General features: G+C 65.1%; 23 protein-coding genes and 1 tRNA gene. 18 read left to right on the forward strand and 6 right to left on the reverse strand.

Annotated elements, in window-relative coordinates; all coding sequences use genetic code 11:
- Positions 1-66 precede the first annotated feature (66 nt).
- On the reverse strand, positions 67-1,383 hold the full coding sequence (gene gltX / locus GGR17_RS11145; RefSeq protein ID WP_037208210.1) for a glutamate--tRNA ligase: 1,317 nt from the start codon (positions 1,381-1,383) through the stop codon (positions 67-69).
- Between the two features lie 175 nt (positions 1,384-1,558).
- Between gltX and GGR17_RS11150 the strand changes: the two genes are divergently transcribed.
- Together GGR17_RS11150 and GGR17_RS11155 are read left to right on the forward strand one after the other, a co-directional pair.
- On the forward strand, positions 1,559-2,494 hold the full coding sequence (locus GGR17_RS11150) for an MBL fold metallo-hydrolase (protein ID WP_054539042.1): 936 nt from the start codon (positions 1,559-1,561) through the stop codon (positions 2,492-2,494).
- Between the two features lie 122 nt (positions 2,495-2,616).
- Positions 2,617-3,564, forward strand: a complete 948-nt coding sequence (locus tag GGR17_RS11155) for a 1-phosphofructokinase family hexose kinase (RefSeq protein ID WP_054539043.1) — start codon at positions 2,617-2,619, stop codon at positions 3,562-3,564.
- 7 nt (positions 3,565-3,571) lie between these two features.
- Here GGR17_RS11155 and wrbA read toward each other — a convergent pair whose 3' ends face one another.
- Both wrbA and GGR17_RS11165 read right to left on the reverse strand, forming a co-directional pair.
- A complete protein-coding gene (gene wrbA, locus GGR17_RS11160) occupies positions 3,572-4,165 on the reverse strand; it encodes an NAD(P)H:quinone oxidoreductase type IV (RefSeq protein WP_054539044.1) in 594 nt (197 codons plus the stop codon).
- A gap of 113 nt (positions 4,166-4,278) precedes the next feature.
- A complete protein-coding gene (locus tag GGR17_RS11165) occupies positions 4,279-5,937 on the reverse strand; it encodes an NAD+ synthase (RefSeq protein WP_054539045.1) in 1,659 nt (552 codons plus the stop codon).
- A gap of 190 nt (positions 5,938-6,127) precedes the next feature.
- Here GGR17_RS11165 and GGR17_RS11170 point away from each other — a divergent pair, with 190 nt between their 5' ends.
- The 8 genes from GGR17_RS11170 (at position 6,128) to GGR17_RS11205 (ending at position 16,031) form a co-directional block, all read left to right on the forward strand.
- Complete coding sequence (locus GGR17_RS11170) at positions 6,128-7,522, forward strand: MORN repeat-containing protein (RefSeq protein WP_054540398.1); 1,395 nt, start codon at positions 6,128-6,130, stop codon at positions 7,520-7,522.
- 233 nt (positions 7,523-7,755) lie between these two features.
- Positions 7,756-9,309: a 2-isopropylmalate synthase gene (locus GGR17_RS11175; RefSeq protein WP_037208218.1), complete on the forward strand. Its 1,554-nt coding sequence runs from the start codon at positions 7,756-7,758 to the stop codon at positions 9,307-9,309.
- A gap of 183 nt (positions 9,310-9,492) precedes the next feature.
- Positions 9,493-10,530, forward strand: coding sequence for a rod shape-determining protein (locus tag GGR17_RS11180; protein ID WP_037208221.1), 1,038 nt, complete (start codon positions 9,493-9,495; stop codon positions 10,528-10,530).
- A gap of 39 nt (positions 10,531-10,569) precedes the next feature.
- Positions 10,570-11,478: a rod shape-determining protein MreC gene (mreC, locus tag GGR17_RS11185; protein ID WP_054539046.1), complete on the forward strand. Its 909-nt coding sequence runs from the start codon at positions 10,570-10,572 to the stop codon at positions 11,476-11,478.
- Positions 11,475-12,017 (forward strand): hypothetical protein, encoded by a 543-nt coding sequence (locus tag GGR17_RS11190; RefSeq protein ID WP_054539047.1) that lies wholly within the window; start codon positions 11,475-11,477, stop codon positions 12,015-12,017. The genes mreC and GGR17_RS11190 overlap by 4 nt, the downstream gene beginning before the upstream one ends.
- Positions 12,014-13,957, forward strand: coding sequence for a penicillin-binding protein 2 (mrdA, locus tag GGR17_RS11195; RefSeq protein ID WP_054539048.1), 1,944 nt, complete (start codon positions 12,014-12,016; stop codon positions 13,955-13,957). The genes GGR17_RS11190 and mrdA overlap by 4 nt, the downstream gene beginning before the upstream one ends.
- Entirely contained in the window at positions 13,954-15,099 is a 1,146-nt protein-coding gene (rodA, locus tag GGR17_RS11200) for a rod shape-determining protein RodA (protein WP_054539049.1), read from the forward strand. Before mrdA ends, rodA begins: the two co-directional genes overlap by 4 nt.
- Complete coding sequence (locus tag GGR17_RS11205; protein WP_157445648.1) at positions 15,096-16,031, forward strand: 2-hydroxyacid dehydrogenase; 936 nt, start codon at positions 15,096-15,098, stop codon at positions 16,029-16,031. Before rodA ends, GGR17_RS11205 begins: the two co-directional genes overlap by 4 nt.
- 74 nt (positions 16,032-16,105) lie before the next feature.
- Here the strand turns inward: GGR17_RS11205 and GGR17_RS11210 are convergent, their stop codons facing one another.
- The gene (locus tag GGR17_RS11210; protein ID WP_054539051.1) at positions 16,106-16,897 is read right to left on the reverse strand and encodes an SseB family protein; all 792 of its coding nucleotides are present in this window, start codon (positions 16,895-16,897) and stop codon (positions 16,106-16,108) included.
- A complete protein-coding gene (locus tag GGR17_RS11215; RefSeq protein WP_054539052.1) occupies positions 16,890-17,495 on the reverse strand; it encodes a uracil-DNA glycosylase family protein in 606 nt (201 codons plus the stop codon). Before GGR17_RS11215 ends, GGR17_RS11210 begins: the two co-directional genes overlap by 8 nt.
- Positions 17,496-17,573: 78 nt before the next feature.
- On the opposite strand from GGR17_RS11215, the gene GGR17_RS11220 reads away from it, so the two are divergent.
- From GGR17_RS11220 to GGR17_RS11250, 7 genes are all read left to right on the forward strand, one after another.
- Positions 17,574-17,918 (forward strand): ArsR/SmtB family transcription factor, encoded by a 345-nt coding sequence (locus GGR17_RS11220; protein ID WP_054539053.1) that lies wholly within the window; start codon positions 17,574-17,576, stop codon positions 17,916-17,918.
- Positions 17,911-18,948 carry a permease gene (locus tag GGR17_RS11225; RefSeq protein WP_054539054.1) on the forward strand — a complete coding sequence of 346 codons (1,038 nt, stop codon included), beginning with the start codon at positions 17,911-17,913 and terminating at the stop codon, positions 18,946-18,948. The genes GGR17_RS11220 and GGR17_RS11225 overlap by 8 nt, the downstream gene beginning before the upstream one ends.
- 72 nt (positions 18,949-19,020) lie before the next feature.
- On the forward strand, positions 19,021-20,298 hold the full coding sequence (locus GGR17_RS11230; RefSeq protein WP_054539055.1) for a Na+/H+ antiporter NhaA: 1,278 nt from the start codon (positions 19,021-19,023) through the stop codon (positions 20,296-20,298).
- Between the two features lie 191 nt (positions 20,299-20,489).
- The gene (locus tag GGR17_RS11235; RefSeq protein ID WP_037208236.1) at positions 20,490-21,149 is read left to right on the forward strand and encodes an ABC transporter ATP-binding protein; all 660 of its coding nucleotides are present in this window, start codon (positions 20,490-20,492) and stop codon (positions 21,147-21,149) included.
- Positions 21,127-22,806, forward strand: a complete 1,680-nt coding sequence (locus tag GGR17_RS11240) for a capsule biosynthesis protein (RefSeq protein WP_054539056.1) — start codon at positions 21,127-21,129, stop codon at positions 22,804-22,806. The genes GGR17_RS11235 and GGR17_RS11240 overlap by 23 nt, the downstream gene beginning before the upstream one ends.
- Positions 22,807-23,643, forward strand: coding sequence for a 3-deoxy-8-phosphooctulonate synthase (kdsA, locus tag GGR17_RS11245; RefSeq protein WP_054539057.1), 837 nt, complete (start codon positions 22,807-22,809; stop codon positions 23,641-23,643).
- 91 nt (positions 23,644-23,734) lie between these two features.
- A tRNA-Gln gene (locus GGR17_RS11250) sits at positions 23,735-23,809 on the forward strand.
- A 175-nt stretch (positions 23,810-23,984) separates the two neighbouring features.
- Here the strand turns inward: GGR17_RS11250 and GGR17_RS11255 are convergent.
- Entirely contained in the window at positions 23,985-24,905 is a 921-nt protein-coding gene (locus GGR17_RS11255; protein ID WP_157445565.1) for a hypothetical protein, read from the reverse strand.
- A gap of 66 nt (positions 24,906-24,971) precedes the next feature.
- Here GGR17_RS11255 and GGR17_RS11260 point away from each other — a divergent pair.
- On the forward strand, positions 24,972-25,227 hold a 256-nt coding region (locus GGR17_RS11260; protein WP_183314778.1), incomplete at its 3' end, for a transposase.

Genomic DNA, 25,227 nt, shown 5'->3' on the forward strand with positions numbered 1-25,227 from the left:
GCTCGTCAGCCGCCGCGGGCCTACTCGCTCACGCCGGCGAAAAGGGCCGCAGGGCCTGCTGAGCGGTCAGCCCGGCTTCTTCTGCAACAGCGGCATTACATCGGCCATCTCGGGCCCCTTCGCCCGGCCTGTCACGGCCTTGCGCAGCGGCATGAACAGCCCCCTGCCCTTGCGGCCGGTCTTTTCCTTCACCGCCGCCGTCCAACTGCCCCAGGTTTCGGGCGTATAAGGCGGTTCGGGCAGCAGCGAGAGCGCCTCTGCGACGAACGCCTTGTCCTCCTCCTCGACCACGGGCGCGGCGCCATTACGGAACAGATCCCACCATGCGGCCATATCGGCCTTCACCGTGATATTGTCCTTCACCACCTCCCAGAACTGCGGGGCGATATCGCCGGGCACCCCGAGCGCGGCAACGTCATCCGCCACCGCCGCCAAGGGCAGGCCATGCAGATGCCGCGCGGTCAGCGGGAACAGGTCATCGGCGTCGAATTTGGTCGGCGCCGCGCCGAAATGGCTGATGTCGAATCCCGCCACCAGTTCGTCGATCGAGGCGCAAAGCTCCACCGGCTGCGACGATCCCAGCCGCGCCATGAGCGACAACAGCGCCATCGGTTCCACCCCCTGCGCGCGCAGATCGCGCAGGCTGAGCACGCCCAGCCGCTTGGACAGCGCCTCGCCCTGCGGGCCGGTCAGCAGCGAGTGGTGCGCAAATTCCGGCACCGCGCCGCCCAACGCCCGGATGATCTGAATCTGGGTGGCGGTGTTGGTCACATGATCGGATCCGCGCACCACATGGGTCACCCCCATTTCCGTGTCGTCCACCACCGAGGCCAGCGTATAGAGCACCTGCCCGTCGCCGCGGATCAGCACCGGGTCGGAGACCGACGCCGCATCAATCGAGATATCGCCCAGAATCCCGTCGGCCCATTCGATCCGTTCGTGATCCAGCAGAAAGCGCCAGTGGCCCGACCGTTCGGCGCGCAGCTTGTCTTTCTCAGCGTCCGACAGCGCCAGCCCGGCCCGGTCATACACCGGCGGCCGGCCCATGTTCAGCTGCTTCTTGCGCTTCAGATCCAGCTCGGTCGGCGTCTCGAAACACTCGTAGAACCGGCCCGCCGCGCGCAGCCTGTCGGCGGCCTCGGCGTAACGGTCGAGCCGCAGAGACTGACGCTCGATCCGGTCCCACGTGATGCCCAGCCATTCGAGATCTTCCTGGATCGCGTCCACATATTCCTGCTTCGAGCGCTCCGGGTCGGTATCGTCGAGCCGCAGGATGAAACTGCCGCCCGCCTTGCGGGTGATCAGGAAGTTGAACAGCGCGGTGCGCAGGTTGCCCACATGCAGATAGCCGGTGGGCGACGGGGCGAAACGGGTAACGGTCATGGCAGTCTCCTGTTGGCCGCTGCTGTTTCACAGACGCGCGGCATTGTCCATATGACAGCACCCGGCACCGGGGCCCGGCAGCGCGCAAAAGCCATCCTCGCGGTCTCGTGACATGGAGATTGGGCCACTTGCGGCTACCCTTGTCTGCGAAACGGACGTTAACAGGGAGAAGACCATGGCATCCGAGATTTCACTGAACCGCCGGCAGGCGCTGCTTGCAGGGGCGGCGCTGCCGCTGGCCGGCGCCATGGGCACTGCCGCCCACGCCGCCGCGCCGATGCAGGGCCCCGCCCGGACACCGTTCAACCGCTTCATGCTGGGAGAGTTCGAGGTGACCGCACTTCTGGCCGGCACCCGCACCGTACCCGACCCGCACAAGATATTCGGCCTGAACGCATCGGAAGAGGAATTCGCCGAAGTCTCGGCCGCCAATTACATCCCCACGCAGGCCGCACAGTTCTTCTTCACCCCGACATTGGTCAATACCGGATCGGAGCTGATCCTGTTCGACACCGGGCTTGCCCCCGAGGGCATCACCGCCGCGCTGGCGGCCGCCGGCCATGCCGCCGATCAGGTGGATACCGTGGTGCTGACCCATATGCACGGCGATCATATCGGCGGGCTGTCAGGCGCCGCGGGCGAAACCTTTGCCAATGCAGGCTATGTCACGGGGGCGGTGGAATTCGATGCCTGGGCCAAGATGGGCAACGAAGGCTTCGACACCAAGGTCAAACCGCTGGCCGACAAAATGAGCTTTCTTGACGATGGCGGCAGCGTCACCTCCGGCATCACGGCGATGGCGGCCTTCGGGCACACGCCGGGCCACATGGCCTATATGCTGGAAAGCGGCGGCAAGAGCCTGTTGCTGGGGGCCGATTTCGCCAATCACTATGTCTGGTCGCTGGGCCACCCCGACTGGGAGGTGAGCTTCGACATGGACAAATCCACCGCCGCCGCCACGCGCAGGCGGATGCTGAACATGCTGGCCGCCGACAAGACGCCCTTCATCGGCTATCACATGCCCTTCCCCGCGATGGGCTATGCAGAGGCGCGCGGCGACGGGTTTCGCTATGTCCCGGCAAGCTATCAGATGAAGCTGCCGCGCGTCTGAAACGGCCACGGCCCGAAACATCCGGCGGGGCGCAACAGCGCCCCGTTTTTCTTTTGTCGGGCCTTGGCGGCGGCGCGGCGGGCTGGCAGTCTGGCCGCCGAAAGCGTCGAAGGGCACATGGCATGCAGGACATTCTGACGATCACACTGAACCCGGCGGTGGACCTGTCCAGCGCTGTCGATCAGGTGGAACCGGAGCTGAAACTGCGCTGCGACCCGCCGGTGACCGATCCCGGCGGCGGCGGCATCAACGTGTCGCGGGCGGTGCGCATTCTGGGCGGCCAGACCCGGGCACTGGTGGCGATCGGCGGACCGATGGGCAAGAAGCTGCGACAGTTGCTGGTCGAGGAAGGCATCGCCATCCTGCCCTTCCGCGCGCCCGGCGAAACCCGGCAGAGCCTGGCCGTGACGGACAGGCGCGACGGGCGGCAATACCGCTTTGTCTTTCCCGGCCCGACCTGGGATGACGAACGCTTGGCCGCCGTTCTGGGCAGCATCCGCGACGCGGTGCCCGACAGCGGCTTTGTCGTGCTGAGCGGCAGCCTGCCCCCCGGCATCCCGCCCCATTTCGCCACATTGGTCTGCGATTGCCTGAAGGATACCGGCGCGAAAGTGGTGGTCGACACTTCCGGCGCGGCCCTGCAGGATCTGGCGAAGGCGCATCCGCATGTGCCCTATATCCTGCGCATGGACGGGGAAGAGGCCGAGGGGCTGGCGGGCCAGCCGCTGCCCACCCGCGCCGACAGCGCTGCTTTCGCAGCGTCGCTGGTGGCAAGGGGCGCGGCGCGGGCGGTGGTGGTGGCGCGCGGCGCCGACGGATCGGTGCTGGCGGCCGACGGGCTGCGCCTGCACGCCGCCGCCGCACCGGTGCCTGTCAAAAGCAAGGTCGGGGCGGGCGACAGTTTCGTGGCAGGCTTCACCCTGTCACTGGCCCGGGGGCAGGATCTGGGCGCGGCGCTGCAGCGCGGTGCGGCGGCGGCCAGCGCCGCGGTGATGACCGATGCCACCCGGCTGTGCACCCGCGCCGATGCAGAACGGCTGATCGCCGAATGCCCGCTGACCGAACTCTAGCGCCACCTCAGGCAGCGATCTTGCCTGCGAATTCCACAAGGCGACGGGCCTGATGCGCGATCGCCGGTTCGGCCTTGTCGAACAGATCACCCTGCGTATGGGAATAGCCGTAAGGGTTGCCGCCGGCCTCGAAGATCACGCTGTCGGTATAACCCGGCGGCACCAGAACCGCGCCCCAGTGCATGAACGTGGTGTAAAGCGACAGCAGCGTCGCCTCCTGCCCGCCATGGGCATTCTGAGCGCTGGTGGTCGCGGTCACGGGTTTGTTCGCCAGCTTGCCTTCCTGCCAGAGCGGGCCGAGCGTGTCGATGAAGCCCCGCATCTGGCTGGCCACTACGCCGTAGCGCGTGGGCGCGGAGAAGAAGTAGGCGTTGGCCCAGTCCATATCATCCGGGGTGACGACGGGGATGTCGGACATCTTGTCCAACTGGGCCTTCCAGGCCTCCTGCCCGTTCACCACCTCTTGCGGCGCGGTTTCGGCGACGCGCAGCAGGCGCACCTCCGCGCCCGCATCTTTGGCCGCCTGGGCGGCGATCGTGGCGATCTGGTGATTGGTGCCATAGGTCGTGTAGAACACGACGGCGAGTTTCACGGTGGTCATGCGAGCCTCCTTTGTTATTGGAAGACTCAACTGTTCTGCCGCGCTGTGGTTGCATCACGCGCCGCGAATTGGCCGCCGGGCGCATCACTTGCGCGTGAACGCCCCCGCCCCGGTCAGGTCGGGTCGCGCCAGCGGTTGACGATGGGATAGCGCCGGTCCAGCCAGAAAGCGCGGAACGTCAGCCGCGCGCCGGGGGCGGACTGATAGCGCTTGTATTCCGAGAGATAGATCAGATGCTCGACCTTCTTCACCACATCTCGGTCGAACCCGGCCGCCACCGCCTCGGCCACTGATTTCTCCTCGTCGATCAGCATGGTCAGGATCGCGTCGAGCACCGGATAGGGCGGCAGGCTGTCTTCGTCCTTCTGATCGGCGCGCAGCTCGGCCGAGGGCGGCTTGTCGATGATGCGGGGCGGGATCACCTCGCCCGCCGGACCCTTCATCCAGGGCCGGTGATTGGCGTTGCGCCAGCGGCAGGTTTCGAAAACCCGCGTCTTGTAGAGATCCTTGATCGGGTTGTAGCCGCCGGCCATGTCGCCATAGATCGTGGCATAGCCCACCGCCACCTCGGACTTGTTGCCGGTGGTCAGCAGCATCTCGCCGAACTTGTTCGACATCGCCATCAGCAGCAGCCCGCGCAGGCGCGACTGGATGTTTTCCTCTGTCGTGTCGGGGGCCAGCCCCTCGAACAGCGGCGCCAGCGTTTCGGTCACCACCTGCCGCGCCGGGCCGATCGGAACATAGTCGTAGCGGCAGCCCAGCACCTTTGCCACGGCCTCGGCATCGTCCAGCGACGCGCGAGAGGTGTATTCGGAGGGCAGCATCACGCAGCGCACATTCTCGGGGCCAAGCGCGTCGGCGGCGATGGTCGCCACGATGGCGCTGTCGATACCGCCCGACAGGCCCAGCAGCACCTTGCCGAAGCCCGACTTGTCGCAATAATCGCGCAGCGCCTCGACCATCACGCGGTAATCCTGCTCCCAGACGTCGGGGTGGCGGCTCTTTTCGCCCTCCACCGCGCGCCAGCCTTCGGGCGTCTCGGTGAAATCCACATGCACCACCGTCTCGTCGAACACCGGCAGCAGCGCCGCCAGTTCGCCGCTTGGGTTCAGCACGAAACTGCCGCCGTCGAACACCTGATCGTCCTGCCCGCCCACCATGTTGAGATAGATCAGCGGCAGCCCCGTCTCGACCACGCGCGCCACCATATGGGTCAGCCGCCGGTCGAGCTTGTGGCGGTAGTAGGGCGATCCGTTGGGCACCAGAAAGAAGCTCGCCCCGGTTTCGGCCAGGGTTTCACAGACATCCGGGTGCCAGGCATCCTCGCAGATCGGCGTGCCGATACACAGCGGTCCGATGCGGTAAGGGCCGTTGACCGGACCCGAGGAAAACAGGCGCTGTTCGTCGAACACGGTTTCGTTGGGCAGGTGATGCTTCAGGATCGTGGCCTGCACCTTGCCACCCGACAGGATGAAATACGCGTTGTAGAGCTTCTCGGCAAAGGCATAGGGCCCGCCGATACCGATCGCCGGGCCATCGGCGCATTCCTTCGCAAGCGTATCCACCAGGCGCATCGCGTGAAGGGTGAAGCCGGGCTTCATCACCAGATCCTGCGTCTGATAGCCGGTGATGAACATCTCGGGCAGCGCCAGCATGTCGGCGCCGGCCGCCTTGGCGGTGGCCCATGCCGCGCGCACCATGTCGGCATTCGCGTCCAGCGCGCCGACGGTCGGGTTAAGCTGTGCAAGTGTCAGGCGAAATCTGTCGGCCATCGGCACCTCCGTGTCGAAATTTGTCTTAGCAGAGTTCTGCGCGAGGGAAAGCCGATTGATGGCGAAAACCGTTGTCAGCCCCGGGCACCTCCACTAGGCTCGGGCCGCATTCGCTGGGGTGGACACAGCAGGGGCTAAGGGGGCAGTCGTGCATAAGGCAGGCGCAGTTCTGACGGGCATTTTCATCACCATGGCCGGTTTGGCCGTGGCGCAGGAGGCCGGTCAGGTCATCACCAAGCAATATGATGACGGCGGCATCTACGAAGGCACTTTCAAGGATGGCAAGCAGGACGGGCGCGGCACCTACCGGCTGCCCAACGGCTATGAGTATTCCGGCGAGTGGGTCGCCGGAGAGATCCGCGGCACCGGCATCGCACGCTTTCCCAACGGCTCGGTCTACGAGGGCAGCTTTGCCAGGGGCAAGCCCGAGGGCTTCGGCAAGATCACCTTCGCCGATGGCGGCACCTATGAGGGCGACTGGACCGATGGCAAGATCTCGGGCAAGGGCGTGGCCGTCTATGCCAACGGCGTGCGCTATGAGGGCGATTTCCTGAACGCGCTGCACCATGGCACCGGCACGATGACCAGCCCCAATGGCTATATCTATGAAGGGGCCTGGATCGAAGGCGTGAAGGAGGGCGCGGGCAAGATCACCTATCCCGACGGCGCGATCTATGAGGGCGAGATGAAGAACGGCCAGCGCGCGGGTCAGGGCACGCTGACCATGCCCGACGGGCTGACCTATACCGGATCTTGGAAAGACGGGCAGATCAACGGCTTCGGCACGCTGACCCAGCCCAACGGCGATGTCTACGAGGGGCTTCTGGTCAACGGTGAACGCCACGGCGCGGGCAAGGTGACCTATGCCAACGGCGACGTCTATGAAGGCGCCTTCCAGAATGACAAGCGCCAGGGCCAGGGCACGTTCCGCGGCACCGACGGCTATGTCTACGAGGGCGAATGGGTCGAGGGCCGGATCGAGGGACAAGGCACGGTGACCTATCCTGACGGGTCGGTCTATGTCGGCCAGTTCCGCGACGATCTTGCCGACGGCACCGGCAAGATCACCTATCCCGACGGCTCCACCTATGACGGCGAATGGTCTGCCGGGGTGATCGACGGCAAGGGCATCGCCACCTATGCCAACGGGCTGGTCTATGAGGGCGAGTTCCGCAATGCCAAGAACCACGGGCAAGGCACCATGACCTTCACCGACGGCTATTCCTATACCGGCAGCTGGAAAGACGGGCTGCGCGACGGTCAGGGCAAGGCGACCTATTCCGACGGCACGGTCTATGAGGGCGGGTTCGTCGCCGGCCAGCGCGAAGGTACCGGCAAGATCGTGATGCCCGACGGGTTCACCTATGAGGGCGAATGGAAGGCCGGCGAGATCCACGGCAACGGGATCGCCACCTATGCCAACGGCGATGTCTATGAAGGCATGTTCGCCGAGGGCAAGCGGCAGGGCGAAGGCACCATGCGCTATGCCAGCGGCGAAGAGGAAACCGGCAACTGGAAGAACGGGGTGCTGACCTCGGGCGAGGCCGCCCCCGCGCCCGATCCCGAAGCCCCCGCCGCGGAGTAGGCGCGCGGGCGCGTTTGCCCAATATTTCAGCTTTCCTTTCCGGCCTCAGCGCGTATATTTCGCGCCAATGACACGGGATCTTCATATCACCATCCGCACCGGGGCCGCTTCGCGCGCCCTGCTGTCCCGTGCCCTTCTGCTCCTTAGCCGCCTCTGAGCGTGCCTTCGGCGCGACCGCTCAGGGGTGACCAGCGCCGGATTGCTTAGCTGAGGACTGAAAGAGAGACACCACCATGACCGATATTTCCAAACAGGACCGCGTCCTGATATTCGACACAACCCTGCGCGACGGCGAGCAAAGCCCCGGCGCCACCATGACCCATGACGAAAAGCTGGAGATCGCCTCCATGCTCGACGAGATGGGCGTGGATATCATCGAGGCCGGGTTCCCCATCGCATCCGAAGGCGATTTCGAAGCGGTGCGCGACATTGCGAAACAATCTCAGAATGCCGTGATCTGCGGCCTGTCCCGCGCCAATTTCAAGGATATCGACCGCTGCTGGGAAGCGGTGAAACACGCCGCCCGCCCGCGCATCCACACGTTCATCGGCACCTCGCCCCTGCACCGCGACATCCCCAAGCTCAGCAAGGATGCGATGGCCGATCTGATCCATGAAACGGTCAGCCACGCGCGCAACCTGTGCGACAACGTGCAATGGTCGCCCATGGATGCGACGCGCACGGAACATGACTATCTGTGCCGCGTGGTCGAGATCGCGATCCGGGCCGGCGCCACCACGATCAACATCCCCGACACGGTGGGCTACACCGCGCCGCGTGAAAGCGCCGATCTGATCCGGATGCTGATCGAAAAGGTGCCCGGCGCCGGGGATGTGGTGTTTTCCACCCATTGCCACAACGATCTGGGCATGGCCACCGCCAACAGCCTGGCCGCGGTCGAGGCCGGCGCGCGGCAGATCGAATGCACGATCAACGGCCTGGGCGAGCGTGCCGGCAACACCGCGCTGGAAGAGGTGGTGATGGCGCTGAAGGTGCGCAACGATATCATGCCGTTCCGCACCGGCGTGGATACCACGCGGATCATGAACGTCAGCCGCCGCGTCGCGACCGTTTCGGGCTTTCCGGTGCAATATAACAAGGCCATCGTCGGCAAGAACGCCTTTGCCCATGAAAGCGGCATCCACCAGGACGGCATGCTCAAGAACGCCGAGACGTTCGAGATCATGCGCCCCGAGGATATCGGGCTGAGCGAAACCAATCTGGTGATGGGCAAGCACTCGGGCCGCGCCGCGCTGCGCGCCAAGCTGAACGATCTGGGCTATGATCTGGGCGACAATCAGCTCAAGGACGTGTTCGTGCGGTTCAAGGCTTTGGCCGACCGCAAGAAAGAGGTCTACGACGACGACCTGATCGCGCTGATGCATGACAGTTCCTCCGACGAGGCGCATGGCCGCATCCAGGTCAAGTTCCTGCGCGTGGTCTGCGGCACCGAAGCGCCGCAGACGGCCGATCTGACACTGACGATCGACGGGGCCGACCATCAGGTTTCCGCCATTGGCGACGGCCCTGTGGATGCGGCGTTCAACGCGGTCAAGGCGCTGTTCCCGCATACCGCGCGCCTGCAGCTCTATCAGGTGCATGCGGTGACCGAAGGCACCGATGCCCAGGCCACGGTCAGCGTGCGGATGGAGGAAAACGGCAAGATCGTCACCGGCCAGTCATCGGATACCGATACCGTGGTCGCCTCGGCCAAGGCCTATGTCAACGCGCTGAACCGGCTGCTGGTGCGGCGCGAAAAGACGAGGCCGGCGCCGATGGCCTCCTGACACGCGCGGGGAAACCCGCCTTTTTCCGCGCCCGCCGGTCGGGCGCGGAACCCGCGAAGGCATAATTGCGCTGATTTGCCCGGCCCGCCCCTTTACCCTGCACCCGCCCGCCGCCTATAAGGCATTTCGGCCCGCGCACGAGAGAGTCGCGGATGGGGATTTTGGGAAACGGGAACGCCGCATATGGCAGCTTTTGGTGGTTTGTTTTCGTCGGACATGGCAATCGACCTGGGGACGGCGAACACACTTGTCTATGTCAAGGGCAAGGGCATTATCCTGAACGAACCATCGGTGGTGGCCTTCCACGTCAAGGATGGGCGCAAACAGGTTCTGGCCGTGGGGGAAGACGCCAAGCTGATGCTGGGCCGCACCCCCGGCAGCATCGAGGCGATCCGCCCGATGCGCGAAGGCGTCATCGCCGATTTCGACGTGGCCGAAGAGATGATCAAGTATTTCATCCGCAAGGTCCACAAGCGCACCACCTTCACCAAACCCAAGATCATCGTCTGCGTGCCGCATGGCGCCACGCCGGTTGAAAAGCGCGCCATCCGCCAGTCTGTTCTTTCGGCTGGCGCCCGCCGCGCCGGGCTGATCGCCGAACCGATCGCGGCGGCCATCGGAGCCGGCATGCCGATCACCGATCCCACCGGCAACATGGTCGTGGATATCGGCGGCGGCACCACCGAGGTGGCCGTGCTTTCGCTGGGCGATATCGTCTATGCGCGTTCGGTGCGCGTGGGCGGCGACCGGATGGATGACGCGGTGATTTCCTATCTGCGGCGCCAGCAGAACCTTCTGATCGGCGAGGCAACGGCCGAACGCATCAAAACCTCGATCGGCACCGCGCGCATGCCCGACGACGGGCGCGGCGCGTCGATGCAGATCCGCGGGCGCGACCTGCTGAACGGCGTACCCAAGGAGATCGAGATCAACCAGGCCCAGGTGGCCGAGGCGCTGGCCGAACCGGTGCAGCAGATCTGCGAGGCGGTGATGACCGCGCTGGAGGCGACGCCGCCCGATCTGGCCGCCGATATCGTGGACCGGGGCGTGATGCTGACCGGCGGCGGCGCGCTTCTGGGCGAGCTGGATCTGGCCCTGCGCGAGCAGACGGGGCTTGCCGTTTCCGTCGCCGATGAATCACTCAATTGTGTGGCACTGGGCACGGGCAAGGCGCTGGAGTTTGAAAAACAACTCCGGCATGTCATAGATTACGACAGCTAAGCGAAACCGCACGCGCCCCGCGCCCGAAGAAAGGCCGCCGTGGCAAAGGACCGAAACTCACAGGCCGACTATGTCCGCCCGATCCGGCGTATCGTGATCGGCGTACTGCTGTTTTGCCTCACCGGCCTGTTCCTGATCTGGCGGATCGACAGCCCGCGCGTGGAACGGTTCCGCGCCGCGCTGGTGGACAGGGTCGTGCCCTCGTTCGATTGGGCTTTCGTGCCGGTGACCAAGATCGCGGGCATGGCCGATAATTTCCAGTCCTACACCAAGATCTACGAACAGAACCAGGAGCTGCGGCGCGAGCTGCGGCAGATGCGGGCGTGGAAGGAAGCCGCCCTGCAGCTGGAGCAGGAAAACGCCAAGCTGCTGGATCTCAACAAGGTGCGGCTGGACCCGAAGCTGACCTATATCACCGGGGTGGTTCTGGCCGACAGCGGCTCGCCCTTCCGGCAGTCGGTGCTGCTGAACGTGGGCGCGCGCGACGGCATCATCGACGGCTGGGCCGCGACCGACGGGCTGGGCATCGTCGGGCGGATTTCCGGCGTGGGCCAGAACAGCGCGCGCGTGATTCTGCTGACCGATTCCAACAGCCGCATTCCGGTGACGATCCAGCCCTCGGGCCAGCGCGCCATTCTGGCCGGCGACAACACCAACGCGCCCGCGATCGAGTTTCTCGAAAATCCCGATGCCGTGCGCCCCGGCGACAGGGTCGTGTCATCGGGCGATGGCGGGGTGTTTCCCGCCGGGCTTCTGGTCGGGCAGGTCGCCCAGGGGGCCGACAGGCGGCTGCGGGTCCGGCTGGCGGCCGATTATGAGCGGCTGGAATTTCTGCGGGTGCTGCGCAACCGCGGCAAGGAGGTCATCGGCGAACCGGGCGGGCTGGTGACGGATGGCCGCGCGGGTGATCCGCCAGCGGCCATCGGCCCCACGGCGGAGGGCGGATGATGGTTGCCTCTGTCGCATCGCAACGTCTGGTCTATCGTGTGGTTTTCGGGCTTTTGGGCGCGGTGCTGATCTTTCTTTATCTTCTGCCGCTCGATACCACGCCGGGCCGGTTTCCGGGGCCTGACCTGCTGTTGTGCCTGGCCTTTGCCTGGGTGCAGCGCCGCCCGGATTTCCTGCCGCCCTTTCTTCTGGTCGGGGTCTTCCTGATGGCCGATATGCTGTTGATGCGCCCGCCGGGGCTGTGGACCGCGCTGGTTCTGCTTGGGGCGGAGTTTCTGCGCAGCCGCCACGGCGGCACCGGAGAGCTGCCCTTTCCCGCCGAATGGGCCTTTACCGCGATGGTGATCGCGGCGATCTCGCTGGTCTATATGCTGGTGCTGAGCCTGTTCGCGGTCGATCACGGGCAGCCCGTCATGGCGCTGATGCGCGCGGCCCTGACCATCGCGTTTTATCCCCTGGTGGTGTTGTTCTGCCATCATGGGCTGACGCTGCGCCGGCTCAGCCCCGGCGATGTCGATCCGCACGGGGTGCCGCGATGAAACATTCGCAAAAGGACACCGAGGAAAGCGCCCGCAGGATCACCCGGCGCGGGCTGATTCTGGGCGGGGCGCAGGTCACCTTCATGGCCGTGCTTGGCCTGCGCATGCGCTACATGCAGGTCGAACAGGCCGATCAGTTCCGCCTGCTGGCCGAGGAAAACAGGATCAACATCCGCCTGATCCCGCCGACCCGTGGCCTGATCTTCGATCGCAACGGCACGCCGCTGGCGCAGAACGAACAGAATTACCGCATCGTCATCGTGCGAGAGGATGCCGGCGATGTCGAAGAGGCGCTGGCCCGCGTCGCCCGGCTGGTTCCGCTGTCGGAAGAGGATCTCGCCCGCGCCCGCAAGGAGATCATGCGCCGCAGCGCCTTTGTACCCGTCACCATCGCCGACCGGCTGAGCTGGGAGGAAGTGGCCGAGGTGGCCGTCAACGCCCCCGCCCTGCCCGGCATCACGCCGGAGGTCGGCCTGTCGCGCAGCTATCCCATGGGCAGCGACTTCGCGCATGTGATCGGCTATGTCGGCCCGGTCAGCGATTACGACCTGAGCAAGCTGGAAAACCCCGAGCCGGTGCTGCAGATCCCGCGATTTCAGATCGGCAAATCCGGGGTCGAGGCCAAGACCGAAGACCTGCTGCGCGGCAAGGCGGGCAACAAGCGGATCGAGGTCAACGCCGTCGGCCGGGTCATCCGCGAACTGGACAGGACCGAGGGCCAGGCCGGCGCCGACCTGCAACTGACGATCGATCATGGCCTGCAGAACTTCATGCAGGCGCGACTGTCTGCTGAAAGCGCCGCCGCCGTGGTGCTCGACCTCAACGAGGGCGATCTGCTGGGCATCGCCTCTTCGCCGACCTTCGACCCCAACAAGTTCGTGCGCGGCATCTCTGTCGGCGACTACCGGGAACTGACGGAAAACCCCTATCGCCCGCTGGCCAACAAGACGGTGCAGGGCACCTATCCGCCCGGATCGACCTTCAAGATGGTCACCGCGCTGGCGGCGCTGCAAGACGGGGTGATCACACCGGGCGAAACCGTCTGGTGCCCGGGCTATCTGGAAAGCGGCGGCCGGCGGTTCCACTGCTGGAAACGCGGCGGCCACGGGCATGTGGATCTGAACAAGAGCCTGGAGCAATCCTGCGACGTGTTCTTCTACGATATCGCCCGCCGCGTCGGGATCGAGAAGATCACGGCGATGGCCAACACGCTGGGCCTGGGCATCCGCCACGATCTGCCGATGTCGGCCGTGGCCGAAGGGCTGACCCCCACCAAGGACTGGAAAAGCATCTATCGCGGCGGCGACTGGGTGGTCGGCGACACGCTGAACGCGGCGATCGGCCAGGGCTTCGTGCTGGCCTCGCCCCTGCAACTGGCGGTGATGACCGGACGGATCGCCACCGGGCGCGCGGTGACGCCACGACTGCTGAAGTCGATCGACGGGGTCGAGCAGGCCTCGGGGCGCGGCGAGGCGCTGGAGGTCAACCCGATGCTGCTGACGCATGTGCGCAAGGGCATGTACGCCGTTTCCAACAGCCGCCGGGGCACCGGCTATCGCACCCGCGTGGTGGACGAGGCGATGCAGCTTGCCGGCAAGACCGGCACCAGCCAGGTGCGCAACATCACGGCGGCCGAACGGGCGCGCGGCGTGTTCCGCAACGAAGACCTGCCCTGGAACCGGCGCGATCACGCGCTGTTCGTCTGTTTCGCGCCCTATGACAACCCCAGGGTCGCCGTGTCGGTGGTGGTGGAGCATGGCGGCGGCGGATCGACAGCCGCGGCCCCCGTCGCCCGCGATATCGCCCTGCGCGCGCTTTACGGCACGGTGCCGCCGCTGACCGCCTATCCGCAGAACCAGCGCCAGGCGGTGGGAGAGCTGTTCGACAAACTGCCACTGCGCGATCCCGCGGCGCCCCAGACGGTACGGACCCGCGTATGAGCTATCTTGAGTATAATCTGAAGACCGTTCCCAGCGGGCTGCGCAAGGTTCTGTATCTGAACTGGGCGCTGGTGCTGCTTCTGACGGCGGTGGCCGGGGCCGGCTTCATGATGCTTTATTCCGTCGCCGGCGGCTCGATGTCGCCGTGGGCCGAGCCGCAGATCAAACGCTTTGCCATGGGGCTGGCAGCGATGTTCCTGGTGGCGTTCGTGCCGATCTGGTTCTGGCGCAACATGGCGGCGCTGGCGTTTTCGCTGTCGATCATGCTGTTGCTGTTCGTCGAGTTCTTCGGAACGGTCGGGATGGGTGCGCAACGCTGGATCGATCTGGGCTTCATGCGGCTGCAGCCGTCGGAGCTGACCAAGATCACGCTGGTGATGATCCTCGCGGCCTATTACGACTGGCTGGATATCCACAAGGTATCGCGCCCGGTTTTCGTAGCCATGCCGCTTTTCCTGATCCTGCTGCCCACCTATCTGGTGCTGCGCCAGCCCGACCTCGGCACCGCGCTGCTGCTTGTCATCGGCGGCGCGGCGGTGATGTTCGTGGCCGGGGTGCACTGGCTCTACTTCGCCGCCGTTCTCGCGCTTGGCGGCGTGCTGGTGACCGGCGTGTTCATGACCCGTGGCACACCCTGGCAGTTGCTCGAGGATTACCAGTACCGGCGCATCGACACGTTTCTCGACCCGGCGTCAGATCCGCTGGGCGCGGGCTATCACATCACCCAGTCGAAAATCGCGCTCGGCTCTGGTGGCTGGTCGGGGCGCGGGTTCATGCAAGGCACGCAGAGCCGGCTGAATTTCCTGCCCGAAAAGCACACCGATTTCATCTTCACCACCCTGGCCGAAGAATTCGGCTTTGTCGGCGCCTTTTCGCTGCTGGTGCTTTACGGGCTGATCATCGTGTTCTGCATCGCCTCGGCGCTCAAGAACAAGGACCGGTTTTCATCGCTGCTGACCCTGGGCATTTCGGCCACCTTCTTTCTGTTCTTCGCGCTGAACATGTCGATGGTGATGGGGCTGGCGCCGGTCGTGGGCGTGCCCTTGCCGCTGGTGTCTTACGGCGGGTCGGCGATGCTGGTGCTGATGGTGGCTTTCGGGCTGGTGCAAAGCGCGCATATTCACAGGCCAAGGGGAAGATAATGCTGAACATTCTGTTTGCGGCCAACGCGTCGCGCTGGTCGCAGTACCAGGTGCCGCTGCGGCGCGCCTTCGATGCGGCCGGGCTGAAGGTGACCCTGTTCACCGAAACCGATGCGCCGGAAACAGTCGATTACATCATCTACGCCCCCAACGGCGCGGTCAGCGATTTTACGCCCTTTACCGGCTGCAAGGCCGTGCTGGGGCTTTGGGCCGGGGTCGAAAAGATCGTGGGCAACACCACCCTGACCCAGCCGCTGTGCCGCATGGTCGACTCCGGGCTGGAGGAAGGCATGGTCGAATGGGTGACCGGCCATGTGCTGCGCCACCATCTGGGCATGGACGCCCATATCCTGCATCAGAACGGGGTGTGGGAACCGGTGGCGCCGCCGCTGGCGCGGGACCGCACCGTGGCGATACTGGGCCTGGGCGAGCTGGGACGTGCCTGCGCCCAGGCGCTGGCCGCGCTGCGCTTCAACGTGCTGGGCTGGAGCCGCAGCCCCAAGGATGTGCCCGGCGTTACCTGCCTGAGCGGCGAAGACGGGCTGGACAAGGCCCTGAGCCTGGCCGAGATCGTCGTTCTGCTGTTGCCACAGACGCCCGAAACCGAAAACCTGCTGAATGCGGCGCGGCTGGCCCGGCTGCCCGAGGGGGCCGTCATCATCAACCCCGGCCGCGGGCCGCTGATCGACGATGACGCGTTGCTGGCGGCGCTGGATGCGGGCCATATCGGCCATGCCACGCTGGATGTGTTCCGGGTAGAGCCCCTGCCGCCCGCGCATCCGTTCTGGGCCCATCCCAAGGTGACCGTCACGCCGCATATCGCCTCGGAAACCCGCCCCGACAGCGCCTCGCGCGTGATTGCCGAGAACATCCGGCGCGGCGAGGCCGGAGAGCCGTTCCTGTTTCTCGTCGATCGCGCCAAGGGCTACTGAGCGGGCGCTCGTCAGGCCTTGCGGCCTTCGTCGCTGCCTGCCCCCGCCTCCGCGCGGGTGCGCGAACTTCCGCCCTACCGCAGTTTCGGCGGTTTGTCCGGGTCCATGCCCGGCGCCGATGGTTCGGCGCGCTGCGGCCGGGCCAGCGCGGGCAGATCGAAGCGCAGGCCGACGCGCGCCAGCCTCGGGGCCACGGGATCGGAGGCATCAAAAAACGCCACGTCGAGCGCGCCCGCCTCGATGCCGGAAAAGGTCAGCGCCTCGCCCACGGCCTGGGCCAGCGCGCCCTCGGCCCCCGGCGCGGCATCGACGAAGGCAAGCATGTGCCCCCGCTGCCCGCCCTCGTAGGTCACGCCGGCCAGATAGGCCAGTGGCGCGAGCCCGGCCGCGCTGGCCAGCTTTGCGTCCAGCGCGCCGAGCAGAACATCGGGCAGGCCACCGGGCGCGGTGATCTCCACCGGCAGCGCCTCGACCTCGGTCGGGCGCTGCGCCAGCGTGACGGCCAGCCAGCCCACCGCCTCTGCCGGGATCAGGATCGACGAGGGCGCGACGCCAAGGTTCACCCCCAGCCCGATCCCCTGATCCTCGAGCATCGTGGCGATCAGCCGCCCGGACAGGGCCGCGAAGGGGGCCATGCTGCCCACGAAATCGGCCAGCCGCTCTTCCCGGTCAAAGACCAGAACAAAGGAACCACCTTCGAGTTCAAACACTTGCGGGGTGATGTTGTCACCATCGGGCTCTGCCGCCAGCAGCAGGAACAGCTCGCTGTCCGCCAGACGCTCGAAAAACCGCAGCCGCAGGGCGTCGTCGCCCGGCGCGGCCTCCATCGTTGCATGCGCCCGGTCGAGCGGGGTTTCGTCAGCCATCCATCACCTCTTTCACGCGGGTCCGCAGGGCCGGCAGCACCTCTGCCGCGAACCACGGGTTTTTCTTCAGCCACCCCGTATTCCGCCAGGACGGGTGCGGCAAGGGAAAGACGCGCGGCGCATGGGCGCGCCAGCCCTGCACGGTGCGGGTGACACCGCCCTTCGCATCCGCCCCGAGGAAATATTTTTGCGCATAGCCGCCCACCAGCAGGGTCAGCGCCACATCGCCCAGCCCGGCCGTGATCCGGTCATGCCAGGTGGCGGCGCAGACGGGCGGCGGCGGCAGGTCGGCGCCCTTGGCGTCATAGCCGGGAAAGCAAAAGGCCATGGGCAGCACCGACAGGCGGTCGCGGTCATAGAACTGTTCCGCCGTGATGCCCATCCAGTCGCGCAGCCGGTCACCCGAGGGATCGAAGAACGGCCTGCCCGCCTTGTGCACCCGCATCCCCGGCGCCTGCCCCGCCACCACGATGCGCGCGCCCGAGCGGAACCACGGCACCGGCCGGGGGCTGTGCCCCGTGGCGGTGGCAGCGAAGCGCGGGGCGCAGAGCGTGCAGGCGGCAAGCTCTGCGGCAAGGGCGGTCAGGGCATCGGACATGGGGTAGATTTAGGGGCGATGCGGACCGATGCCAAACGGGGACTTGACTCATTTCTATATTTCTAGAATTATAAAAATATGAAACACCACCTGTCAGATGACCTCTCTCTTGCCCGCGCCGCCTCGACCTTTGCCGCGCTCGGCTCGGAACAACGGCTTTCGGTGCTGCGCTGCCTGGTGCGCGCCGGGCCCGATGGCCTGTCGATCGGCGAGCTGGGCGCGCGCAGCGGCATAACCGGATCGACCCTGACCCATCATATGAAGATTCTGACCCAGGCCGGCCTGGTCACGCAGGCCCGCCAGGGGCGCTCCATCATCTGCATCGCGGCCGCCTATGACGAGATGGAGGCGCTGTCGCGCTTCCTGCTCTCCGAATGCTGCGCCGACATCGAAACCCCGCCAGAAGGCCACCGCCATGACTGACACCACCCTGCCCCCCGCCCGCCTGCCCGCGCTTTGGAAACGGTTGGACAAAGCCTGGCTTGCGATCCTGCTGATTCCGCTGGTTCTGGCGCTGCTTGATCCCGGGCGGGTCTGGCCGACGCTGGATTTCGCGGCGCGGGCGCTGGCCCACACCGGCATTTTCATCGTCTTTGCGGTGCTGGCCGTCGGCTACCTCAAGGCCACCGGCGCAGAGACGCTGCTGGCCAAGGCCTTCGAGGGGCGCGAGGTTCGGATGATCGTGCTCGCCTCGCTCGCCGGCGGGCTGTCGCCTTTCTGTTCGTGCGAGGTGATTCCGTTCATCGCCGCGATGCTGGCCGTGGGCGCGCCGCTTTCGGCGGTCATGGCATTCTGGCTGTCATCTCCGATCATGGACCCGGCGATGTTCCTGATCACCTCGGGCACGCTGGGCATGGGCTTTGCGGTGGCAAAAACGGTGTCTGCCGTCGGCATCGGCCTGTTCGGCGGCCTGACCACCAGCATGCTGGCCCGGTCGGCCCTGTTCGCCGACCCGCTCAAACCGACGAAAGCCTCCTGCAACAGCTGCGGCTGCGGCACCTCGTCCTTCACCGGCAAGCCGGTCTGGGCCTTCTGGAAAGAAGACAACCGCCGCCGGACCTTTCGCACCACGGTGCTGGAGAACGCGCTGTTCCTGGGCAAATGGCTGTTGCTGGCCTACATGGCCGAGGCGCTGATGCTGCATTACGTGCCGGCAGAGATGATCGCCACGGTGCTGGGCGGCGACGGGCTGCGGCCGATCCTGCTGGCGGCGCTGGTGGGGGCACCGGCCTATCTGAACGGATATGCCGCCGTGCCGCTGGTCGACAGTCTGCTGCAACAGGGCATGAGCAACGGCGCGGCGCTGTCGTTCATGCTCGCGGGGGGGATCAGCTGCATACCGGCGGCCATCGCCGTCTGGGCGCTGGTCAAGCCGCGGGTCTTCGCCGCCTATCTGGGGCTGGCCATGGCGGGATCGATTGCCGCGGGCCTGATCTGGAACGTGATCGCCTGATCGTTCCGGGAGCGGTTGCCCCCGCTTTTCACATGTTCTATTCCATCCCGATAGAAACGGGGGATTACGCGCATGTACAAGGTCTGGAACTTCGTCACCAACTATTCGCTGCTGCTGATTGCAGGCGCGGTGATTGCTTTGTTCTGGGCCAATATCGACCCGCATTCCTATCACGCCTTCGTTGATTTCGTCCTGATCGACGATTTCATCATCGGCCATGCGCATGAGGTCGACGGGCATATCGAGCGCACGCTGACCCTTCACTATCTCGTGAACGACGGGCTGATGGCCTTCTTCTTCGCCATCGCGGCAAAGGAGGTGTGGGAAGCGGTCATCCTCAAGAACGGCTCGCTGCGCGGCAAAAAGGCGGCGACGCCGCTGGTTGCCACGCTGGGCGGGATGCTGGGCCCGATCACCGTCTATCTGGGGCTGGCCGCCGTGCTCGGCTCGGAGACGTTCAGCGCGGTGCACCGCGGCTGGGCCATTCCCACCGCCACCGACATCGCCTTTTCCTATCTCGTCGGGCGCGTGGTCTTCGGCGCCGGGCACCCGGCGGTGCGGTTCCTGCTGTTGCTGGCAATCGCCGATGACGCGGCGGGCCTGATCATTCTGGCGATCTTCTATCCCTCGGGCGAACTGGCCCCCGAATGGCTCTTGCTGTCGCTTGGCGCGGCGGTGGTGGTGTTCGTTCTGTTCAACTGGCTGCCGCGGATGCTGGACCGGGGCGACCAGCTTCGCACGCGATCGACGCAGGTACGCAAGTATCTTTCGTTCTGGCCCTATCTGATCGCCGGCGCGCTGAGCTGGTACGGATTCCAGGAGGCCGGCCTGCACCCTGCCCTGGGCCTTTTGCCCATCGTTCCGGCCATCCCGCATGCCGACCGTGCCTTCGGCATCTTCTCGGAGGCCGAGCAGTATCTGACCGACCTGCTGAACCATATCGAACATATCCTGAAGCACCCGGTCGAGGTTATCCTGTTCTTCTTCGGCCTGCTGAACGCGGGTGTCGAGTTTTCGTCGATCGGTTCGCCGACCTGGCTGGTTCTTGCGGGGCTGCTGATCGGCAAGCCGCTGGGCGTGACCCTCTTCGGCTGGCTGGCCGCGCATCCGCTGCGCCTGGGCCTGCCGGCGGGCATGCGCACGACCGACCTGTTCGTCATCGGTTGCATCGCCTCCATCGGCTTCACCGTGTCGCTGTTCATCGCGGCGGTGGCGTTTGACGGCAGCGTGATGCTGGGCGAGGTTCGGGTGCAGGATGCGGCCAAGATGGGGGCGCTGTTCAGCTTCTTCGGCGCCGTGCTGTCGTTTGCTGCGGGCAAGCTTCTGCGGGTCGAGAAACAGACCTTCTGACGCGGCATTGCACAGCAATGCCGCCCGGCGCGGCCGGCTTGCCCGATTGCGGCCAGAATTCGGTGATTTCCGTTGAAAATTAACGGGAGTTTCCGACATAATGCCGCCTCAATAGCTGGGTATTGTCTTCGGAACAGAAACCGTCAGACGCTGGATGACGGCGCAGGGTGGGGCAGTACCGGATCGGGTGCATGATTGAGTTCGAGAATGTGAGCAAGTCCTTCTGGACCGGCAGACAGCGCAAGGTGATCCTTGACCGTGTGTCGTTCCGGGTGGATCTGGGCAGATCCATGGGCATCCTCGCCCCGAACGGCACCGGCAAGACCACCCTGATCAACATGATGGCCGGGCTGGAAAAGCCCGATGAGGGGAAGGTGATCCGAACCAGCCGCATCTCTTTTCCGCTGGGCTTCATGGGCGGTGTCGTCAACCGCCATACCGGCACCGAGAACGCGCGCTACATCGCCCGGCTCTACGGGCTGGACCCCGACTATGTAGAGGCGTTCTCGCGCTGGATGTGCGGGATCGAAGAGTATTTCGACATGCCGCTCGGCACTTACAGCCAGGGCATGCGGGCGCGGTTCAGCTTTTCGCTGATGCTGGCGCTGGATTTCGACATCTACCTGATCGACGAGGGCATGCCCTCGACCACGGATGTGGAGTTCAACCGCAAGGCCGGCAGCATCCTGCGTGAACGGCTTGAAAAGACAACGGTTGTAATGGTGTCGCATCAGGCCGAGACGCTCGAGAAATTCTGCCGCTCTGCCGCGGTTCTGCTGAACGGCAAGCTGCATATGTTTGACACGCTGGAAGAGGCGAAAAAGCTCTATGACTACCAAACCCAGAGCTAAGAAATACCGCATCCGGCGCAACGGGCCGCTTGGCAACGGACGCCCGCGCGCCGCCGCGGATGGCATGGCGGGCGCCGTGGCGGGTGCCGCCGCCAGCCCGATGCCCGAAACCGTCGGGGCGATGGCCTCCCCTGCCCCTTCCCCCGCCGCCGCGGCCACCGCCGTTGCGCAGGCAGCGCCCGCCGCCGCGCCGGAGCCTGCCCCGACGCCGCGCACCGAGCGCCCCGTCGACCAGGATATCACCGAGATCCGCCGCGAGGGCCTGACCGGCCGCCAGCTGCGCATGGCGCGCCGCGTGGCACAGAAACACGGCCTGGCGCCCACCTCCGATTTCGATGCCGTCCGCCTGCTGCGCAAACAGGGGATTGACCCGTTCCAGCGCAGCAACATGCTGGAACTGGTTGTGTCGGACAGCCCCGGCCAGCCGCAGGAAGCCCCGCCCCAGCTTCCCCAGACTGTGCGCCAGGGCGGCGCCGGCCTGCCCGCGACGCCGATCCCCGCCAGCATCTCGCCGGCCGAGCAGGTGATGCATATCCAGCAGGATATCGCCCGCCGCCGCCGCCGCCGCATGGTCACGATGCTGTCGCGGCTGGCGGCCTTCGTGCTGCTGCCGACACTGGTGGCCGGGATCTACTATTTCCGCATCGCCACGCCGATGTATGCCACGAAATCGGAATTCGTGATCCAGCAGGCCGAAAGCCAGATGAGCGGCGGGCTGGGCAGCATGTTCGCGGGCACCGGCCTTGCGGTGCAGCAGGATTCCATCGCGGTGCAAAGCTATCTCAAATCGCGCGACGCGATGCGCCGGCTCGACGCCGATCTGGGCTTCATGGCCCATTTCAGCCAGCCCCAGATCGACCCGGTTCAGCGGCTGGACCCAGACGCCACCAGCGAGGCCGCCTATCGCGTCTTCGAGCGCACCGTGAAAATCGGCTATGACCCGACCGAAGGCATCCTGAAGATGGAGGTCATCGCAGCCGATCCCGAAACCTCCGCCGCCTTTTCCGAAGCGCTGATTTCCTATGCCGAACAACGCGTCGATGGCCTGACCCAGCGCCTGCGCGAGGATCAGATGTCAGGCGCCCGCGCCAGTTTCCGCGAGGCCGAGACCCGCGTCGAGGAAGCACAGAACCGGGTGCTGGAGCTGCAGGAACGTCTGGGCGTGCTGGACCCGGTGACGGAAACGACCGCGCTGATGAGCCAGATCTCGAGCTTCGAAATCCAGCTGCGCGAAAAGCGGTTGCAGCTTGACCAGTTGATGGACAACGCCCGCCCCAACCAGGCCCGGGTGGACGGCGTGCGCGGCGATATCCGCCGGCTCGAAAACCTGGTGGCGGAGCTGCGCGCGTCGATGACCGAAAGCACCACCGGCACCGATTCCCTGGCCCGTGTCTCTGCCGAATTGCGGATCGCCGAAGCCGATCTCGCCAACCGGCAGCTCTTGCTGCAGCAGGCGCTGCAACAGCTTGAAACCGCCCGGATCGAGGCGAACCGGCAGGTGCGCTATCTTTCGCTCGGCGTCAGCCCCGTCGCGCCTGACGAGCCGACCTATCCCCGCGCATTCGAGAACACCATTCTGGCTTTCCTGATCTTTGGTGGGATATATCTGATGATATCCATGACCGCCTCAATTCTCAGGGAACAGGTTTCAAGCTAGATGAAGAATATCCAGACCGGCGCGCTGACCATCGGGAACGATCAGCCGCTCACCGTGATCGCCGGCCCCTGTCAGCTGGAAAGCGCCGAACACGCGCTGATGATCGCCCGAACCATGAAGGCGGCCTGCGAGGCCGCGGGCGCGGGCTATGTGTTCAAGGGAAGCTTCGACAAGGCCAACCGCACGTCGGCCAGCGGCAAGCGCGGCGTCGGGCTCGAGGCCGGGCTGCGTATTCTGGCCGAGGTGAAACAGGCGCTCGGCATTCCGGTGCTGACGGATGTTCACACGGCCGAACAATGCGCCCCAGCGGCGCGGGCGGTGGACATCCTGCAGATCCCCGCCTTCCTGTGCCGGCAGACCGATCTGCTGCTGGCGGCGGGCGAGACCGGGGCGGTGATCAACATCAAGAAGGGCCAGTTCCTTGCCCCTTGGGACATGGACAATGTCGTGGCCAAGGTCGAAACCACCGGAAACGAGCGCATCATGCTGACAGAGCGTGGCACGTCCTTCGGCTATAACACCCTGGTGACCGACATGCGCAGCCTGCCCCGGATGATGCAGACCGGCTATCCGGTGGTGATGGACGCGACCCATTCGGTGCAACAGCCCGGCGGCCTGGGCGGCGCCACCGGCGGCCAGCGCGAATTTGCCCCGGTAATGGCGCGCGCCGCCGTTTCGCTGGGCATTGCGGCGGTGTTCATCGAAACCCACGAGACCCCGGATACGGCGCCCTCCGACGGGCCCAACATGATCCCGCTGGATCAGATGGGCGCGCTCATCGAAACGCTGATGGCATTTGACCGTCTCGCCAAGGCCCACCCGATCCGCCTGGGCTGATCCCGAAATCGCGCCCTGCGAACAAGTTGGAAATTTTCGTGAAATTGGGCTTGAAGACCGGTGCGGTCCGGCGTAATTAACCGCCCACCGTTGGGGTGTAGCCAAGTGGTAAGGCAGCAGTTTTTGGTACTGTGTATCGTAGGTTCGAATCCTACCACCCCAGCCAGTCACTTCCTTGATTTGATATACTGAGACTTCAGCGCACGTTTATCGCGTGTTTCCCTGCCCTTGGCGTGTGCGAATTTCAGGTGAGACGCGAACCGGGGCGCCAAACGGGGCCACTTCGGGCCGCAGCCTCTGTTTGCGATTTCGGCGGTACGCATTCGGGAATGGCGCGGGGGTCAGAGCGCGGCGAACTGCGCGTGCTGCTCGGACCAGACCGTAGAGAAGCGGGTCTTGATCAGGTAGCCCGTGGTGAGGCCATCGGGCTGTTCACCCGTGGCGATGCCGTCAAGAACATCGGGCGCGAGCAATGCAAGGTTGGTCACGTCCTGAACACGGCGTTTCGACACTCCTTCGGCGTCAGCGATTTCGGAGAAGGTTTTACCCGTGATGACCATTGCCAGCCAGCTGCGCCCCTTCATGATGTTCTGCCCCAGCGTTCTGTCGATCTCTGCCGGTGCCTCACCCAGATACAGTTTCAGCTCAACGCCACACCGGCGCGTCTGGAATGGAGATTCGATTGTCATTTCAGCCAGATTGATTTGTTCCGGCAGGTAGCCGAGACGATCAGCAAGCATTGTCTTGTCCAGCATCACCGTCAGGGAGCCCGGTTGCAGATCGGTTCGTTCTATCAAAGCCAGTCGTTCCGTCACTTTGCCTTGTTCCTGAAGCCTTTTCGATACGTCTGTCAGTTCGGCTGCCGTCAGGTCTTCGGTCATTGCGATCGCGGCACCGGGTCTGGTCAGATGCTGCCCCATCAGTTCAGCCAGCAAGCCCTCAACCTGTGCTGCGGGCAGCCGCCAGGCATCCGGATGCGCCCGGCTGCGATCTTTGACCAGTCTGCGGGAGATGTAGTAACGAAGTCGTTTGCCATTCTTGCGCCTGTGGCTGGATGTCAGACGATTGCCGGTTTCATCAAAGAGCTTACCCGCAAGTAGTGATCTGGTTGCCTTTTGTCTGGAGCCGCGAGCAACCGCTGCCCCATTCTGCATCATGTCCTGAATTTTGTCCCAAACCGCCGGATCAATGATGGCTGGATGCTGTCCCTCATAGACCTGTTTCTTGTGCCGGATTCTCCCGGTGTCTGACGTCAGCGCCAATGGGCCAGTTTAGGGTGATTTGATAAGAGAGGGTTTCTGGCACATCGTAACCACCAAGGAGTGGAGATGAGACAGAATCCCGGAACCAAGCAGAGCCACGGCGAGAAGGTCGTCAAGGACATCCGTCGAGCGACCCGCAAACAGTATACGGCCGAAGAGAAGATCAGGATCGTGCTGGACGGCCTGAAGGGCGAGGACAGCATTGCCGATCTGTGTCGCCGCGAGGGTATTGCCCAGAGCCTGTATTACAGCTGGTCCAAGGAATTCCTCGAGGCCGGCAAGAAGCGTCTGGCGGGCGATACGGCTCGCGCGGCGACATCTA

Source organism: Actibacterium naphthalenivorans (assembly GCF_014196965.1).
Classification (GTDB): Bacteria; Pseudomonadota; Alphaproteobacteria; order Rhodobacterales; family Rhodobacteraceae; genus Actibacterium_A; species Actibacterium_A naphthalenivorans.

What these genes read in the sequence shown, in the direction of transcription:
- GGR17_RS11190 (WP_054539047.1), top strand. Translation starts at nt 11,475, where the DNA reads ATGATGGTTGCCTCTGTCGCATCGCAACGTCTGGTCTATCGTGTGGTT.
- gltX (WP_037208210.1), bottom strand. Translation starts at nt 1,383, where the DNA reads ATGACCGTTACCCGTTTCGCCCCGTCGCCCACCGGCTATCTGCATGTG.
- kdsA (WP_054539057.1), top strand. Translation starts at nt 22,807, where the DNA reads ATGAAGAATATCCAGACCGGCGCGCTGACCATCGGGAACGATCAGCCG.
- GGR17_RS11155 (WP_054539043.1), top strand. Translation starts at nt 2,617, where the DNA reads ATGCAGGACATTCTGACGATCACACTGAACCCGGCGGTGGACCTGTCC.
- wrbA (WP_054539044.1), bottom strand. Translation starts at nt 4,165, where the DNA reads ATGACCACCGTGAAACTCGCCGTCGTGTTCTACACGACCTATGGCACC.
- GGR17_RS11180 (WP_037208221.1), top strand. Translation starts at nt 9,493, where the DNA reads ATGGCAGCTTTTGGTGGTTTGTTTTCGTCGGACATGGCAATCGACCTG.
- mrdA (WP_054539048.1), top strand. Translation starts at nt 12,014, where the DNA reads ATGAAACATTCGCAAAAGGACACCGAGGAAAGCGCCCGCAGGATCACC.
- GGR17_RS11230 (WP_054539055.1), top strand. Translation starts at nt 19,021, where the DNA reads ATGTACAAGGTCTGGAACTTCGTCACCAACTATTCGCTGCTGCTGATT.
- rodA (WP_054539049.1), top strand. Translation starts at nt 13,954, where the DNA reads ATGAGCTATCTTGAGTATAATCTGAAGACCGTTCCCAGCGGGCTGCGC.
- GGR17_RS11235 (WP_037208236.1), top strand. Translation starts at nt 20,490, where the DNA reads ATGATTGAGTTCGAGAATGTGAGCAAGTCCTTCTGGACCGGCAGACAG.
- GGR17_RS11240 (WP_054539056.1), top strand. Translation starts at nt 21,127, where the DNA reads ATGACTACCAAACCCAGAGCTAAGAAATACCGCATCCGGCGCAACGGG.
- GGR17_RS11175 (WP_037208218.1), top strand. Translation starts at nt 7,756, where the DNA reads ATGACCGATATTTCCAAACAGGACCGCGTCCTGATATTCGACACAACC.
- GGR17_RS11165 (WP_054539045.1), bottom strand. Translation starts at nt 5,937, where the DNA reads ATGGCCGACAGATTTCGCCTGACACTTGCACAGCTTAACCCGACCGTC.
- GGR17_RS11215 (WP_054539052.1), bottom strand. Translation starts at nt 17,495, where the DNA reads ATGTCCGATGCCCTGACCGCCCTTGCCGCAGAGCTTGCCGCCTGCACG.
- GGR17_RS11210 (WP_054539051.1), bottom strand. Translation starts at nt 16,897, where the DNA reads ATGGCTGACGAAACCCCGCTCGACCGGGCGCATGCAACGATGGAGGCC.
- GGR17_RS11220 (WP_054539053.1), top strand. Translation starts at nt 17,574, where the DNA reads ATGAAACACCACCTGTCAGATGACCTCTCTCTTGCCCGCGCCGCCTCG.
- GGR17_RS11170 (WP_054540398.1), top strand. Translation starts at nt 6,128, where the DNA reads ATGGCCGGTTTGGCCGTGGCGCAGGAGGCCGGTCAGGTCATCACCAAG.
- GGR17_RS11225 (WP_054539054.1), top strand. Translation starts at nt 17,911, where the DNA reads ATGACTGACACCACCCTGCCCCCCGCCCGCCTGCCCGCGCTTTGGAAA.
- GGR17_RS11150 (WP_054539042.1), top strand. Translation starts at nt 1,559, where the DNA reads ATGGCATCCGAGATTTCACTGAACCGCCGGCAGGCGCTGCTTGCAGGG.